Source organism: Rhizobium sp. LEGMi-198b (assembly GCF_054114205.1).
This window is the reverse complement of the sequence record NZ_JBSYVH010000002.1, coordinates 1188588-1203790: the sequence shown is the minus strand read 5'-3', so window position 1 is coordinate 1203790 and position 15203 is coordinate 1188588. Positions and strand designations below refer to the sequence as shown.

The window sequence follows — 15203 nt, the reverse complement described above, 5'->3', positions numbered from 1 at the left end:
TTCTGATCAAGCGGAAACGTCAACCACGCCGCAATCGCCGGTTTCGGAGGCAAAGGCGAGCAGCTTGCCGGATTTGCTCCAGCTCATCGAGGTGATCGCACCTTTGCCTGGACGGCGCAAGAGCGCTTCCTTGGAGTCGCCGATGCGCACCGCCAGGATCATGCCATCAATGAAGCCGATCGCCAGGATGTCTTCCACCGGATGAAACTTGACCGAGGTCGCCATGATGTTGCCACGGGTGCCGAGTTCCAGCGGCGCCTTGCCCATCGGGCCGTCCTTGCCCTGAAACGGCCAGACGATCGCCGCCGGTGCGCCGGAGGAGGCAAGCCACTTGCCTTTGTTGGACCAGGAGAGCGATTTCACCTTGGCGGGATAGCCGGTCATGCGCATGTGCCTGGCCTCGGCGCCGGGCTTCGTATCCATCTTCCAGCCGTGCAAGGCGTTTTCCTGCATGGTGGTGACGACAAACTGACCGTCGGGCGAGAAGGTGACCCCGGTATGGGCGCCCTTCCATTCGAGATTGATCGGCTGCCCTGCCATCCCGACCCAATGCAGCGACACGCCGTTATAGCGCGCGACCGCGATGCGCAGGCCCTTCGGCGCGAAGGCGATGCCTTCGACGGTGCGCTCCTCGGCAAATTCCTTGATCGAGCCGTCTGCCAGCCGCACGAAGCTGCTTTTCCCGTAGGCATAAGCAACCGCGCCCTGCGGGCCGGCGGCGAGCTGGGTGATCCATTTGCGCGGCGCCTCGGCAAGCACGGTAACGCCGCCGTCAGCGGCAATCCGGAGAACCTTCCCGTCCTCGCCGCCGGAAATCAGGCTGTCGCTGTAGGGATCGCGAACGCAGGTGAGCATGCCCTGATGGGCTTCGGTCACCTTTTCGCCGCCTTCCAGCCGATGGATCGCGCCGGCGGCGCTGGCGAAGAAGGGGGTATCACCTAAAAATTCGACGGCCAGAACGTGGCCGTCGATATCAAGCGGAGCAACAGTCGGCATCAGGCGGCCGCCTCGCAGGCCTTGAAGCTCTTTTCCAGCTTTTCGCGGTCGAGTTCGCGGCCGATGAAGACCAGGCGGCTCTCATGCTTTTCGCCGTCCTTCCAGGGGCGCTGGTGATCGCCCTCGATGATCATGTGGACGCCCTGGACGACGTAGCGCTCGGCGTCGCCCTTGAAGGCGATGATGCCCTTGAGGCGCAGAATGTTCGGGCCGTCGGTCTGCGTGACCTTCTGGATCCACGGGAAGAAGCGCTCCGGATTCATCTCGCCGCCACGCAGCGAGACCGACTGCACCGTTACGTCATGAATGGCCGACAGGCTATGGTGATGGTGGTCGTGATCATGATCATGGTGGTGATGGTCGTGATCATGATCATGATTATGGTCATGGTCATGGTCATGATGGTGGTGATCGCAATCCGGGCCGCAGACATGATCTTCATGGCCGTGCTCGAGGAAATGCGGATCGTTTTCCAAGGCGCGCTCGAGGTTGAAAGCACCCTGGTTCAGAACGCGGGCGAGATCGACGCCGGAGCGGGTGGTCTTGTAGACGCGGGCGGCCGGATTGATGGCGCGGACGATATCTTCGATCTGAGCCAGCTCTTCAGCAGAGACGAGATCGGACTTGTTGATGACGACGACGTCGGCGAAGGCGATCTGGTCTTCGGCCTCGCGGCTGTCCTTCAGGCGCAGCGGCAGGTGCTTGGCATCGACAAGGGCGACGACGGCGTCGAGCTCGGTCTTGGCGCGGACATCGTCATCCATGAAGAAAGTCTGGGCGACCGGAACCGGATCGGCAAGGCCGGTGGTCTCGACGATAATGCCGTCGAAGCGGCCCGGACGGCGCATCAGACCTTCGACGACGCGGATGAGGTCGCCGCGCACCGTGCAGCAAACGCAGCCATTGTTCATCTCGTAGATTTCCTCGTCCGATTCGACGATCAGATCATTGTCGATGCCGATCTCGCCGAACTCATTGACGATGACTGCGTATTTCTTGCCGTGGTTTTCGGAGAGAATGCGGTTCAGCAGCGTCGTCTTGCCGGCGCCGAGATAGCCGGTGAGAACGGTGACGGGAATGGGCTTCTGCGTGGCTGTTTCGGTCATGGGAGCCTCGAAATATCGGAGTTTTCTCCGGAGAGCGGAAAATGATCGGCTTCCATATAAGGAGTTGGCGGCGTCAGTTCAAAGGCTTTTGTATGTTATAAGATCACATCAGGTTTGGAGTGGCGGGTTCGATGTCGGTCTGAGAGAAATCGTTTCCGACGAAGAGGAGAGGGCAGCCACAAGTGATCGGCTATCTCAACGCCTCCACATCAAACTCATCGACATCCCGCAAAAGCTCCACCAATCCCTGCACCGCATAGCCGATCAGCCGCTCACCCTTCTCCGCAGTCGCAGCACTGGCGTTGCCGGCTACGCCCTCTTTGCTCAGATCAGACATCCTCCAGCCGAAGGCGTGCTGGCCATAGGCTCGCAGGTGCTTGAAGCGCCTGATGAAATCGGATTGCTGCGAAGGGAAATCGGCAGCCTTGGTCATGTCGACCCTCTCCGGGTGGAGGGCCAGCATTACCGATGTTTCGATATCGCCACCGTGGATATCGATGGCCTTGTTCTCCGGCGCGATCAGCCCTTCAGGTACGCCAAAGCGTGTCCAACTGGTCGCGACGGCCAGCATGTCGAAGCGAACGCGTGCTTCCGTCGCGACGATGGTCATCAAGGGCGAGTTGCCGCCGTGAGCGTTCAGCATGACGAATTTGCGGATGCCGAGATGGTGCATGTTTTCGGCAATACCAAGCCATCGGTTGACAGCATCGTCGAAGGCGAGTGTTTTGGTACCGGCGATATCCATATGCTCGATGGAATAGCCGATCGGCTCGACGGGCAGGAAAGTGACGGGCAAATCAGATGGTAGGGCAGTCTTCAGGCGGGCGACGATGCCCTCCGCAATCAAGGTGTCGGTCTCGAAAGGCAGATGGGGCCCGTGTTGTTCATGGGCGCCAAGCGGCAGGACGGCGATCCAATTTGCCCGTTCCGTTGGCGTCAGCGTCCTATCATTGTCATCGAAACGCGGCATAGGCTGTGCCATCTGCGGATGTGCCTCTTGTTTATGTCAATAACCTGCGCAATGTCATACCGTGATGCTGCAGCGGCGGAAAGATCAACGGAATCACGATGGGTAAGAAGAACAAGGACGGAAAAAAAGGTAAGTCGGGTAAGAAGAAGGATCACGGCGACTACACGCTTGCCGATTTGTCGCCGGCATTGACGCAGGCGGCGCGGTCGATGCGCACGGTTCTGACCCGCAACCTGACTGCAAGTGGCCTTTACGCGGGCCAGGATGGCGTCATCCTCGCGCTGGCGGAGAGCGATGGCCTGCCGGCGGGGACGCTGGCGCAGAAGCTCGGCGTCAAGGCGCCGACCATGACCCGCACGATCGGGCGCATGGAGGCGCAGGGCTTCGTCGAGCGGCGGCCCGATGCCGCGGACGCCCGGTTGACAAAGGTCTATCTCACCGAGACCGGGCGCAACAGCGTCACCGAGATTACAAGTTCGGCCGCGGCTTGCGACGAACTCGCCACTCGCGGTTTTTCGGAGAAGGACGTCCGTTCGCTCGTGCGTCTGTTGAAGGCGATCGACGGCAATCTTCAGGCCGGCGACCATGACGAAGATGATGGGGAATTCTGAGCTCCCTTGAGGATTCAAGTTGCACGGCGCGATTTAAGCTTTTAATTAAAGTTTTTAAATTCCGGATTCGTGAGGCGCCGGGATCATATATTTGGCTGCGTTTCACGAGGAGGGGAGCGCATGGCGCAAAAGATAAAGCTTTCGACCATTGCGGAAACGCTGGGTATTTCAACGGCGACCGTATCCCTTGCCTTACGCGACAGTCCGCTGGTGGCGGTGAATACGCGCGAGAAGATCAAGGACCAGGCGCGCACGCTCGGCTATATCTACAACCGCCGTGCGGCGAGCCTCAGGACATCGCGTTCCGGAATTATCGGCGTCGTCGTGCATGACATCATGAATCCGTTCTACGGCGAGATTCTGAAGGCGATCGAAAGCGAGCTCGACCGCAGCCGTCATACATTCATTCTCTCCAACCACTATGATTCGGTCGAGAAGCAGCGGACCTTCCTCGAAACCCTGCTGCAGCTCGGCGGCGACGGCATCATCATGTCGCCGGCAATCGGCACGCCGCCGGAGGATTTCGATCTGGCGGAGGAAAACGGCATGCCGGCCATCCTCGTCGCCCGTTCGATGGAGGGGCTGGACCTGCCGACCTTTCGCGGTGACGACAGCTATGGCATTTCGCTCGCGACGAACCATCTGATCAGCCTCGGTCACCGCACCATCGCGATGATCGGCGGCACGGACCAGACCTCAACCGGCCGTGATCGTTACCAGGGCTATGTGAACGCTCTGCGCAAGGCGGGCATCGAGGTCGATCCCAATCTGCGCATTCCCGGCGCTCGTTCCAAGCAGGGCGGTTTCGAGGCGGCGGTACATCTCCTGTCACTGCCGCAGAAGCCGACGGCCGCCGTCTGCTGGAACGATCTGGTGGCGATCGGTTTGATGAACGGCATTTCCCGCGCCGGCCTTGTGCCGGGCAAGGATATTTCTGTGACCGGCTATGACGATCTGGAAGAGGCGGCGATCGCGACTCCGGCGCTGACGACGGTGTGGAACGGTCAGGCCGAGGTCGGAAGGCTTGCGGCGCGCGCGCTTTTGGATAGGCTTGCCGGCAGCCATGAGCCGGATGGAATTCATCTCATCAAGCCGGAAATGCGCATCCGTCAGTCGACATCTCCCTATCAGGCGCGCCAATAGCGTCGAACCCGCATCTTCAAGAGGAAAGATCATGTCCGATAATCGCATTGCCGTCCTCGTTCCGGGGAAGATACACCCGCGTGTTCTCGAAACGCTCAAAGGCCGCTTCGATATCATTGCGCTGGACTCCGGCGAGAGCCCGAAGGTCGATGCTGAGACGGCGGCGCGTGTGCGTGGCGTGGCGGTGTCCGGCGGTTTCAATGCCGTCTGGATGGATGCCTTCCCCAATATCGAAGTCATCGCCAATCTCGGTGTTGGCTATGACGGCGTCGATGTCGGGCATGCGGCCTCGAAAGGCATCGTGGTTACGAACACGCCCGATGTGCTGAACGATGAGGTGGCCGATACGGCCATCGCGCTGTTGCTGAATACGATACGACAATTTCCAAATGCGGAAACCTGGCTGCGCGAGGGACGCTGGGTGAAGGAAGGAGCCTTTCCGCTCTCGCCTTTCTCCCTGAAGGGACGTCGCGTCGGCATCTACGGCCTCGGCCGCATCGGCCTGGAGATTGCCAGACGGCTGGAGCCGTTCAAGGTGAAGATCGGCTATCACACGCGCTCGCCGCGCGACTCGTTGCCTTACGATTACTATCCGACCCTGAAGGAGATGGCACAATCGGTGGACACGTTGATTTCCATCGTTCCGAAGACGCCGGAGACGCATAAGGTGATCAATGCTGAGGTACTATCGGCACTTGGGCCGCAGGGCGTGTTCATCAATGTTGGACGCGGCTGGTCGGTGGATGACGACGCGCTGATCGCCGCCCTTCGGAACGGCACGCTTGGTGCTGCCGGCCTCGATGTTTTCTACGACGAGCCGAACGTTCCCTCAGCTTACCTCTCTCTGCCGAATGTCTCGCTGCTGCCGCATGTAGCATCTGCCTCGGTGCCGACGCGCAACGCCATGGCCGATCTCGTGGCGGACAATATCATCGCGTGGTTCGGCAACGGCAACCCGTTGACGCCGGTGCCGGAAACACCAGTAAAATCAAAAGCTTGATCAAACGGCCTGCTGGTGGCGAGGGGTTGCCAAAGGCTGCTCCTTGCTCGCCGCATAATCGCGCACCGCATCGCCGAAGGCGGCAAACAGCTTGCGCGAAGGCGAATCCGTTTCCGCCCAATATTCCGGGTGCCACTGCACGCCGACGGCGAAAGCCTTGGCGTCGATGACCGAGACGGCTTCGATCGTGCCGTCTTCGGCGATCGCTTCCACTTGCAGCCGCGGCGCCGTTTCGGCGATTGCCTGGCGGTGCAGCGAGTTGACCCGCACTTCGCCTGGGCCGATGACGCGGGCGATGCAGGAGCCTTCCTTGACGAACACGCTCTGGCGGATCGAATACATCGCGTCGCGATCGACATTCGGCGGCTTGCGGTGATCCCAGATGCCTGGCTGTTCCTGGATTTCGCTGGCGAGCGTGCCGCCCAATGCGACGTTCAGCTCCTGAATGCCGCGACAGATGGCGAGCATTGGGATGGCACGATCGATGGCGCGGCGAATGAGCGGCAGCGACGTCGCGTCGCGGGCCGGATCGAAGGGGCCGTCGCTTTCGAGCGCTTCCTTGCCGTAGAGCGAGGGATGTACGTTGCTGGCGGAGCCCGAGACGAGCAGGCCGTCGACGCGATCGAGAATGGCGTCGATATCGTTGCCGTCTTCCAGCGCGGGGACGATCAGTGCCATCAGGCCGGCGGCATTGACGGCTGCCCGGATATATTGCTGCTGCACCGCATGCCAGGTCACACCATCGAATTCGCGGAGATCGGCAGGAATGGCGATGATCGGTCTGGGCATGCAAGGCTCCGGAGAATTGCGAGGATATCGGGATCGGTTGGGACCCCGGAACGAATATGGTGTCGATGCCGAGGCCCGTCAAATCTAAGCGAAGAGCGGGTCTTCGGCAACGCGGAATGGTTGCGGGCGAGCTTTGTCTTTATTCGTCATAACGATGTACAGGAATCGCCATAATGCAGTGCAAAAGCAACCTTGAAAGACAATGCATGGCGTGGTTAGCTCCAGCGCTTGCGCCATGAGCGGGAGAGCATGTTTCCCGCAATGCCATATATACGGGAGGTTTCGATGGATCGCCGTTCGTTCATCAGGCGGGCCGGAGCGGTTGGCGCGGGCGCGGCCGCCTCGGCGCTCGCCAGTCCCGCTCTGGCTCAGGACTATCCGAAGATCAATTGGAAGATGACTTCCTCCTTTCCGAAGAGCCTGGATACGATCTATGGCGGTGCAGAAGACATCGCGACGCATGTTTCGGACGCGACAGGCGGCAATTTCGTCATCCAGACCTTTGAAGCCGGTGAGATCGTGCCAGGCGCGCAGGCGGTCGACGCGGTGAGCGCCGGCACCGTCGATGCGGCTCACACCTGTTCCTATTATTTCTGGAACAAGGACCCGACTTATGCCATCGGCACAGCTCTGCCTTTCGGCCTCAATGCCCGGCTTACCAATGCCTGGTTCTACCAGGGCAATGGCAACAAGCTGATGAACGAGTTTTATGCCACGCAGGGCATGTTCGGTCTGCCGGCCGGCAATACCGGCGCGCAGATGGGCGGCTGGTTCCGCAAGGAAATCAATACGCTGGACGATCTCAAGGGCTTGAAGATGCGCATTGCCGGCCTCGCCGGAAAGATCATCGAAAAGATCGGCATCGTGCCGCAACAGGATATTCCCATCAATGACGTCTACGCTGCGCTCGACAAAGGTACGATCGACGCCGTGGAGTGGGTCGGCCCTTATGACGATCTGAAACTCGGTTTCGAGAAGATCGCCAAATATTATTACTATCCCGGATGGTGGGAGGGCGGTGCCGTCGTGCACGCCTTCTTCAATTTGGAAAAATGGAACGCGCTGCCGAAGACCTATCAGACGATCCTCGCGGACGCCTGCGCTTTCGCCAACACCAATATGCTGGCGAAATATGATCTGAAAAATCCGCAGGCGCTGAAGGAGATCGTGCACCAGGGCGTAACGCTGCGCCCGTTCAGCCAGGAAATTCTCGAGGCCTGTTTCCAAGCGGCTACCGTAATTTATGCCGATCTCTCGAAATCCAACAATTATTTCAAGCGGATCTACGACGATCAAGTTGCTTACAAGAAGGACTCCTATCTCTGGATGCAACTTTCCGAATACACCTTCGATACTTTCATGATGATCCAGCAGCGGGCAGGTAAACTCTGAGCGATCGCCCCTCTATTTTCATTAGTTTATGTTTTAGTAATTGATGATTTAAGAAGTATAGTCTGAGTAGAATCAGTTTTAACTGATTGCACGAATACGATGCAAAATATCACTCAAAATTAGTGTAAGTGACCGAGATGATTAGAAAATCCGTCCAGATACCCCCTATTTGGGCAATCAAATTTTAAAAAGTTTCAACTAGAGTGCCTGCCGCATCAGGGGAACTCTGAATGAAGCCTCAAAGCCCGGACACCGTGCCGACAGATGTTTATCTGTCGTTCGTAAGTTCGCTTTTCGGAAACCGTAAAACGTTGTTTACGGGTGTGTTTGTTCACATCCTGACATATGTCATCGTGTTTCTGAGCACGGACGCCGGCATCTATCTCGGTCTCTGTCTCGCTTTCGCCGCCGTTTTCGCTTTCCGCATGTATTCCTTCTGGCAGTTCGACGCTGCCGATAAACATGCCTTTTCGCGCGCCGATATTGCTCATTGGGAAACGCGCTACGTGCTTGGCGCCGCAGGGACAGCGGCTATCCTCGGCATCGGCAGCGGCTATGCGATCCTGATCGTCCAGGATCCGTTGGCGGAGTTCATCTGCATCGCCGTGACCATGGCCTCGATGGTGTCGATCGTAGGCCGCAACTATGGTTCGCAGAAAGCGATCGACCTCCAGACCATGGCCTGCTGCCTGCCGATTATCGTCGCCTGCCTGATGTCGGAACAGCTTTACAAGTCCATCGTCTCCATCATGCTCGTGCCCTTCGGGTTGACGACGCGCTCGATGGCCAATGGCGTGCGCGAATTTCTCTACAAGAACGTCATCGCGTCACGCGAGATATCGTTGATTGCCGACCGGTTCGATACGGCGCTCAACAATATGACGCACGGCCTGTTCATGCTGGATGCCGACAATCGGATCCTGGTGGTGAACCGCAAAGCCTGCGAGCTGTTGAACCTGGCGCATCAGGAGCAGCTCAGGGATTGCGAGTTCGATGTCGTGCTGCGCTACGGTGCCCGCCATGCCTTCATCGACGGTTCGCTGCCCGGCCTGATCCAGCGGCAGATGGCGCAGCTCGTCAGCGGCTCGCTATCGCGCACCCTCATTCAGTTCAATGAGGATCTGTTTCTGGAATTTTCGGCAAGCCGTCGTGCCGATGGCATTGTCATTCTGATTTTCGAGGATGTGACGCCACGCATTCGCGCCGAGCGCAAGATCCTGCATATGGTGCGCTTCGATCCGCTGACGGGTCTGCCGAACCGCGAATATTTCGTCCAGATGGTCAAGGAAAAGCTCGCCGCTCGCGCCCAGGAAGGCCAAATTGGCCTTTTGGTTCTCGATGTGGACGACTTCAAGCACGTCAACGATACTAAGGGGCATTTCATCGGCGATCGGCTGCTGGTCGCCATAGCAGCGCGACTGAAGGAGAGGGCGGGAGACATGGCGCTTTGTGCGCGCCTCGTCGGGGATCAATTCGTCTTGTTTTTTCCGAACGAGGATGGCGAGCCGGATTTGGATAGCCGCGTGCATGCGCTGCACGCCGCCATGTCGGGCATCTACGAGGTGGACCGCAATAGTTTCCGCGTTTCCTTCAGCGGCGGCTATGTGACCATGTCGAGCCGCGAGTTCCGTCCGGAGGAATGGCAGATCAAGGCTGATCTGGCGCTGTTCGAAACCAAGTCGCGGATGAAGGGCGGATGCTCCGCCTTCGAGCAGGAAATGGATGCCCGTTACGTCGAGCGGCAGAAACTGAAAGAGGATCTGCGCGAGGCAATCGAAGGCGGTAAGCTGCATGCCGTCTATCAGCCGATGTTTACGCCGGATGGCAGCCGCATCGATTGCTGCGAGGCGCTGTCGCGCTGGGTGCATCCGGAAAAGGGCTCGATCCCGCCCAACGTCTTCGTGCAGATCGCCGAGGAAATGGGCATCGTGACCGGCATCACCCGCTTCGTGCTCAATCAGGCCTGCCGGGACTGTGCCAACTGGCCGGAGCCGATCTCGGTCTCGGTCAATCTCTCGGCGCAGGATCTGCGCAGCAACGATATCGTCACCATGGTCATGGAAGCGCTCGATGCATCGGGGCTGGACCCATCGCGGCTGCATCTGGAAGTAACCGAAAGCTGCCTGATGGACGAAATCGCGATCACGCGATCCGTTCTCACCGATCTGCGCGCCAGAGGCATCACCATCGCCATCGATGATTTCGGCACCGGCTTCTCCAGCCTCAGCTATCTCGACACGCTGCCTGTGGATATCGTCAAAATCGACCGCTCCTTCGTGCGCGACATCACCACGGACAGCCGCCGTTTCAAGCTCCTGTGCGGTATCGCCGATCTTTCCCGGGCTCTCAGCCTGGAAATCGTCATCGAGGGCGTGGAGACGCCGGAACAACTATCGCTCATTGAACAATATGATTTGGCCGACATCGTCCAGGGCTATGTCTTTTCGGTTCCCGTGCCGCGGGATAGCGTCATTGAGATGGTGGACAATCTCGGCCGCCACCAGCCGGCCATCCGGCAGGATAATGTGGCTTAAACCTCGCCGAGGAGGCCGGTTACAAAGCGTCCTTTACGTCTGCCTCGGACACCAAGCCGAACTCAAGCCGCTCAGTGCAAGCCCCTTTATTTTCGACGGCAGACAGGCATTTCCGCCGCCGATACTTCCTTGCCTGCCGTTACGTTAGGCTATTCACAGCAAAGCCGGTAGAGTGATCAGTTTATCCCCAATAATCTGTAGATGAGAATTTGTTAATATTCGAATCTATACCGGTATTTTTAATCAAAAATTAACCTTAACGAAAAGATAATTAATAAAAATTAAAACGATTATTGATCAATTTTTCTATTAATACCAATAATGGTCCGTTAACGTTTTGGAATAACGACCATGTCTTATATAAGTACTTTGAAAAATAGCTTCGCCGGCAAGCTAATGGAGGTGCTTGATCATATCGAATATCGCCGGATCGAGAGCAGCGAGGACATGGAGGATGTCGCTCGGTTGCGTTACAAGGCCTATAAAGCGCGTGCGGTTTTGCCGGTTGCGGCCCAGACCATGATCGACGATATCGATTTCGACGAGCAGGCCTATATTTTCGGCGTCTATTATTACGAAGAGCTGGTGAGTACGGTGCGGGTGCACCATGTCACGCCGGACCATCGTGTCTGCCAGTCAACAGGCATTTTTCCCGATGAAATCCATGCCTTTCTCGATGCCGGCATGACACTGATTGATCCGGCGCGCTTCGCCATCGATCCCGATTTCGAACTGGAAATGCCGGCGCTGCCTTATTTGACGCTGAGACCGGCAATTGTCGGCGCTGTCTATTTCGATACCGACCGAGTCATGCAGCATATCCGCCCGGCGCATGCCGCCTTCTACAAACGTGTCTTTTATGCAGATACGATCGTGCCGCCGCGCATGACAGAGACCTATGGTTTCGAACTGACGCTGCTGGCTTCGCGGTCGAAGGAGATTCGCGGCAAGTTGATGCAGCGATACCCCTTTTTCGATTCGGAACCCTATGAGCGGCGGATGATGTTCTCGCGCGGCGCTGACGGCGGCAGGCATCCGCTGACCATTCTGCCGACGGCGCGAATGGCTGCTGGCGGCCGCGCTGCTGGTCGGCAGCAGTTCAGCTAAGCCTTCTCAAGCCGCTGCGGCGTTCTCGTGCATTGCATTTTTCGTCGCTTTGTGTAACCCCTCGATTGAGGAAATTTGGCCGCGGTGTCTCTTCGGGATCTACCGCGGCTTTCGAGGCTGAACTCCAGCCGACACGCGATTGCAAAGCCGGTCGGGGAGTGCATAGAGGGGAGATTTTTGCATGGCCGAACATCAAGCCGGACCGGTCGAAACCGGTGCTCCTATGGACTACAAAGAGCACGACAAGACCTATCACGGGTTCCTTTTCGTCGCCAGGGCCGGATCGGCGATCATCGCCGCGTTGATGATAGCGATGGCGGCTGGCTTCTTCGGTCATGCCGGCTTCCTTGGCGGTCTGCTTATTTTCTTCGTTCTTTCAATCGTTGGCACCATGCTCGTGCGCTGATATTTCAAGCGCGCTAATCGATGCAGGGCCGTCCGGCCCGCGCCTTCCATGGAATCTCAGCCCTGGGTCTGCAGGCTATGCGCTGCTGTATCCAGTGGCGCTGTCGTTTGACGTGAGGTGGTGTCGTTGGGCAATCTGGTTTTTGTCGCCAAGGAGACCGTGGCGGATGAGACGCGTGTCGCAGCGTCCATCGAAACGGTGAAGAAAATGAAAAGCCTTGGCTTTGACATTGTGGTCGAAGCCGGCGCCGGTGCTCTGTCGCGCATCCCGGATGATGAATATGAAGCCATCGGCGCGCGTATCGGCTCCGCTCGGGATGCTGTGCGCGCCGATGTCATTCTCAAAGTGCGCCGGCCGACGAGCGAAGAGATTGCCGGTTACAAGAGCGGCGCGATCGTCATCGCCATCATGGATCCCTATGGCAATGAGGCAGCGCTCGCTGACATGGCGCGGGCCGGGCTCACAAGCTTCTCCATGGAGCTGATGCCGCGCATCACCCGTGCGCAGTCGATGGACGTGCTGTCATCGCAAGCCAATCTTGCCGGCTATCAGGCCGTGATCGAGGCAGCCGCGGTCTATGACCGGGCCTTGCCAATGATGATGACGGCGGCCGGCACCGTGCCGGCGGCGAAGGTCTTCGTCATGGGTGCCGGCGTCGCAGGGCTGCAGGCGATCGCGACAGCGAGGCGATTGGGCGCGCAGGTATCGGCAACGGATGTTCGTCCTGCAGCCAAGGAACAGGTCGCCTCGCTCGGTGCGAAATTCGTGGCCGTCGAGGACGAAGAGTTCAAGGCGGCGGAAACCGCCGGCGGCTATGCCAAGGAGATGTCCAAGGATTATCAGGCCAAGCAGGCGGCGCTGGTTGCCGAACATATCTCCAAGCAGGATATCGTTATCACCACGGCGTTGATTCCCGGCCGTCCGGCGCCGCGGCTTGTCAACCGCGAGATGCTGAAGGCCATGCGCCCCGGCGCAGTTGCCGTCGATCTCGCCGTCGAACGCGGCGGCAATATCGAGGGTGTCGAATTCGGGACCGTGGCCGATGTCGAGGGCGTCAAGGTGATCGGATATCCCAATCTGGCCGGTCGCATTCCGGCAAGTGCTTCCGCGCTCTATGCCAAGAACCTCGTCACCTTCCTGGAAACGATGGTCGACAAGAATAGCAAGAGCCTCGGGCTCAACCGGGCCGATGAGCTGATCAAGGCGACGATGCTAACCGATGGAGGCGAGGTCGTGCATCCGAATTTCGTCGACCCGGATCAGCCGACGGTCAACAAGGGGGATCTGTAGATGGCCAGCCAAGCAATGGATCAGGCGCTCCAGAAATTGAACGACGCCGTTGCCGCTGTGACGACCGCGGCCACGCAGGCGCCGGAATCCATCAGTGCCGTGTCCGGCGGTGCGATTGATCCCTTCGTGTTCCAACTGGCGATCTTCGTATTGGCGATCTTCGTCGGTTATTACGTGGTGTGGTCGGTGACTCCCGCCCTGCATACGCCGCTGATGGCCGTAACGAACGCGATTTCCTCGGTCATCGTCGTCGGTGCGCTTCTGGCGGTCGGCATTTCCGCCAGCGGGCTTGCCACCGGTTTCGGCTTCGTGGCGCTGGTGCTCGTCTCGGTCAATATCGTCGGCGGCTTCCTTGTCACCCAGCGCATGCTGGCGATGTACAAGAAGAAAGACAAGTGAGGGCGGCATGCTGAGCAATATCGCGGCCTTCCTCTATCTCGTCTCCGGCGTGCTGTTCATCCTGGCGCTGCGCGGCCTGTCGCATCCGGCCACCAGCCGCCGCGGTAATCTCTACGGCATGGTCGGGATGGGCATCGCCATCGCGACGACGCTGGTTCTCGCGACGCCCTCCTTCGGCGGCTTCGTGCTGATCGTTCTCGGCCTTGCCATCGGCGGCGGGGCAGGGGCCTATATCGCCCGCGTCATTCCGATGACGTCGATGCCGCAACTCGTTGCCGGTTTCCATTCGCTGGTCGGTCTGGCGGCCGTGCTCGTCGCTGCCGCGGCACTCTATACGCCGTCATCCTTCGGCATAGGCGAAATCGGACATATCCATACGGAAGCGCGCATCGAAATGGCGATCGGCGTCGCTATCGGTGCGCTGACCTTCACCGGCTCGATCATCGCCTTCCTGAAGCTCGACGGCCGCATGTCCGGCAAGCCGATCCTGTTGCCCAACCGGCATATCATCAACGCCGTGCTGCTGGCGCTTATCCTGTTTTTCATCTTCGGCCTGGCGGTCAGCGAAAGCCACTTCAATTTCTGGGCGATCGTCGCCCTGGCTCTGGCGCTCGGCGTGTTGCTGATCGTGCCGATCGGCGGCGCCGACATGCCCGTCGTCGTATCGATGCTGAACTCCTATTCCGGCTGGGCGGCGGCCGGCATCGGTTTCACGCTCGGCAATCTGGCGCTGATCATCACCGGTGCTCTGGTCGGCTCCTCGGGTGCCATCCTCAGCTATATCATGTGCAAGGGCATGAACCGTTCCTTCATCTCCGTCATCCTCGGAGGGTTCGGCGGCGAAACGGCTGCCAGCGGCGCCGACAACAGCGACAAGACGGTGAAGCTCGGCTCGGCCGAGGATGCCGCCTACCTGATGGCCAACGCCTCGAAGGTCATCATCGTGCCGGGCTATGGCATGGCGGTTGCGCAGGCCCAACATGCGCTGCGCGAAATGGCCGACAAGCTGAAGGCGAACGGCGTCGACGTGAAATACGCCATTCATCCCGTCGCCGGCCGCATGCCGGGACACATGAATGTGCTGCTTGCCGAGGCCAATGTTCCTTATGACGAGGTCTTTGAGCTGGAAGACATCAATTCGGAATTTGCCCAGGCCGATGTCGCCTATGTCATCGGCGCCAACGACGTCACCAATCCGGCTGCACGTGACGACAAGACGTCGCCGATCTACGGCATGCCGATCCTTGACGTCGACAAGGCCAAGACCTGCCTCTTCGTCAAACGTTCTCTTGGTTCCGGCTATGCCGGTATCGACAACACGCTGTTCTATAAGGACGGCACGATGATGCTGCTCGGGGACGCCAAAAAGGTCACCGAGGAGATCGTCAAGGCGATGAACGAGTGAGCTTCCATCTTCCCGGTGGGGAGATTTCAGGATCTGAGAGACTTGAAGGCCCGGC

General features: G+C 58.9%; 14 protein-coding genes. 10 read left to right on the top strand and 4 right to left on the bottom strand.

Translation table 11 applies throughout. The features are described from left to right. Positions 1–6: 6 nt before the first annotated feature. The 3 genes from ACXHXG_RS12445 to ACXHXG_RS12435 form a co-directional block, all read right to left on the bottom strand. Entirely contained in the window at positions 7–996 is a 990-nt protein-coding gene (locus ACXHXG_RS12445) for a WD40 repeat domain-containing protein (RefSeq protein ID WP_457899434.1), read from the bottom strand. After that, a complete protein-coding gene (locus ACXHXG_RS12440) occupies positions 996–2102 on the bottom strand; it encodes a CobW family GTP-binding protein (RefSeq protein WP_457899433.1) in 1107 nt (368 codons plus the stop codon). The genes ACXHXG_RS12445 and ACXHXG_RS12440 overlap by 1 nt, the downstream gene beginning before the upstream one ends. 190 nt (positions 2103–2292) lie before the next feature. Beyond that, complete coding sequence (locus tag ACXHXG_RS12435; protein WP_457899432.1) at positions 2293–3084, bottom strand: creatininase family protein; 792 nt, start codon at positions 3082–3084, stop codon at positions 2293–2295. Between the two features lie 86 nt (positions 3085–3170). Here ACXHXG_RS12435 and ACXHXG_RS12430 point away from each other — a divergent pair, with 86 nt between their 5' ends. The 3 genes from ACXHXG_RS12430 to ACXHXG_RS12420 all read left to right on the top strand — a co-directional run bounded on the left by ACXHXG_RS12430 (position 3171) and on the right by ACXHXG_RS12420 (position 5826). Beyond that, positions 3171–3683 carry a MarR family winged helix-turn-helix transcriptional regulator gene (locus ACXHXG_RS12430; RefSeq protein WP_283047418.1) on the top strand — a complete coding sequence of 171 codons (513 nt, stop codon included), beginning with the start codon at positions 3171–3173 and terminating at the stop codon, positions 3681–3683. A 120-nt stretch (positions 3684–3803) separates the two neighbouring features. Further along, positions 3804–4826, top strand: coding sequence for a LacI family DNA-binding transcriptional regulator (locus ACXHXG_RS12425; RefSeq protein ID WP_104824301.1), 1023 nt, complete (start codon positions 3804–3806; stop codon positions 4824–4826). Positions 4827–4857: 31 nt separating this feature from the next. After that, positions 4858–5826: a 2-hydroxyacid dehydrogenase gene (locus ACXHXG_RS12420; RefSeq protein WP_104824300.1), complete on the top strand. Its 969-nt coding sequence runs from the start codon at positions 4858–4860 to the stop codon at positions 5824–5826. On the opposite strand, the gene ACXHXG_RS12415 is transcribed toward ACXHXG_RS12420, so the two are convergent. After that, positions 5827–6615 (bottom strand): gamma-glutamyl-gamma-aminobutyrate hydrolase family protein, encoded by a 789-nt coding sequence (locus ACXHXG_RS12415; RefSeq protein ID WP_457899431.1) that lies wholly within the window; start codon positions 6613–6615, stop codon positions 5827–5829. It abuts the gene before it with no gap. Positions 6616–6900: 285 nt separating this feature from the next. Between ACXHXG_RS12415 and ACXHXG_RS12410 the strand changes: the two genes are divergently transcribed. The 7 genes from ACXHXG_RS12410 (at position 6901) to ACXHXG_RS12380 (ending at position 15148) form a co-directional block, all read left to right on the top strand. Beyond that, on the top strand, positions 6901–8007 hold the full coding sequence (locus ACXHXG_RS12410) for a TRAP transporter substrate-binding protein (RefSeq protein WP_283047413.1): 1107 nt from the start codon (positions 6901–6903) through the stop codon (positions 8005–8007). A 230-nt stretch (positions 8008–8237) separates the two neighbouring features. Continuing rightward, complete coding sequence (locus ACXHXG_RS12405; RefSeq protein ID WP_104824297.1) at positions 8238–10541, top strand: putative bifunctional diguanylate cyclase/phosphodiesterase; 2304 nt, start codon at positions 8238–8240, stop codon at positions 10539–10541. Positions 10542–10892: 351 nt separating this feature from the next. Next, the gene (locus tag ACXHXG_RS12400; protein WP_457899430.1) at positions 10893–11648 is read left to right on the top strand and encodes an N-acyl amino acid synthase FeeM domain-containing protein; all 756 of its coding nucleotides are present in this window, start codon (positions 10893–10895) and stop codon (positions 11646–11648) included. Positions 11649–11829: 181 nt separating this feature from the next. After that, a complete protein-coding gene (locus tag ACXHXG_RS12395) occupies positions 11830–12054 on the top strand; it encodes an aa3-type cytochrome c oxidase subunit IV (RefSeq protein ID WP_104824295.1) in 225 nt (74 codons plus the stop codon). 126 nt (positions 12055–12180) lie between these two features. Continuing rightward, a complete protein-coding gene (locus tag ACXHXG_RS12390) occupies positions 12181–13344 on the top strand; it encodes a Re/Si-specific NAD(P)(+) transhydrogenase subunit alpha (RefSeq protein WP_285167522.1) in 1164 nt (387 codons plus the stop codon). Beyond that, positions 13345–13743, top strand: a complete 399-nt coding sequence (locus ACXHXG_RS12385; protein ID WP_457899429.1) for an NAD(P) transhydrogenase subunit alpha part 2 — start codon at positions 13345–13347, stop codon at positions 13741–13743. It begins immediately after the preceding gene. Between the two features lie 10 nt (positions 13744–13753). Further along, positions 13754–15148 carry an NAD(P)(+) transhydrogenase (Re/Si-specific) subunit beta gene (locus ACXHXG_RS12380; protein ID WP_457899517.1) on the top strand — a complete coding sequence of 465 codons (1395 nt, stop codon included), beginning with the start codon at positions 13754–13756 and terminating at the stop codon, positions 15146–15148. Positions 15149–15203: the final 55 nt, after the last annotated feature.

Coding starts and splice junctions, on each gene's coding strand:
- ACXHXG_RS12445 (WP_457899434.1), bottom strand. CDS start 996: ATGCCGACTGTTGCTCCGCTTGATATCGACGGCCACGTTCTGGCCGTC.
- ACXHXG_RS12440 (WP_457899433.1), bottom strand. CDS start 2,102: ATGACCGAAACAGCCACGCAGAAGCCCATTCCCGTCACCGTTCTCACC.
- ACXHXG_RS12435 (WP_457899432.1), bottom strand. CDS start 3,084: ATGGCACAGCCTATGCCGCGTTTCGATGACAATGATAGGACGCTGACG.
- ACXHXG_RS12430 (WP_283047418.1), top strand. CDS start 3,171: ATGGGTAAGAAGAACAAGGACGGAAAAAAAGGTAAGTCGGGTAAGAAG.
- ACXHXG_RS12425 (WP_104824301.1), top strand. CDS start 3,804: ATGGCGCAAAAGATAAAGCTTTCGACCATTGCGGAAACGCTGGGTATT.
- ACXHXG_RS12420 (WP_104824300.1), top strand. CDS start 4,858: ATGTCCGATAATCGCATTGCCGTCCTCGTTCCGGGGAAGATACACCCG.
- ACXHXG_RS12415 (WP_457899431.1), bottom strand. CDS start 6,615: ATGCCCAGACCGATCATCGCCATTCCTGCCGATCTCCGCGAATTCGAT.
- ACXHXG_RS12410 (WP_283047413.1), top strand. CDS start 6,901: ATGGATCGCCGTTCGTTCATCAGGCGGGCCGGAGCGGTTGGCGCGGGC.
- ACXHXG_RS12405 (WP_104824297.1), top strand. CDS start 8,238: ATGAAGCCTCAAAGCCCGGACACCGTGCCGACAGATGTTTATCTGTCG.
- ACXHXG_RS12400 (WP_457899430.1), top strand. CDS start 10,893: ATGTCTTATATAAGTACTTTGAAAAATAGCTTCGCCGGCAAGCTAATG.
- ACXHXG_RS12395 (WP_104824295.1), top strand. CDS start 11,830: ATGGCCGAACATCAAGCCGGACCGGTCGAAACCGGTGCTCCTATGGAC.
- ACXHXG_RS12385 (WP_457899429.1), top strand. CDS start 13,345: ATGGCCAGCCAAGCAATGGATCAGGCGCTCCAGAAATTGAACGACGCC.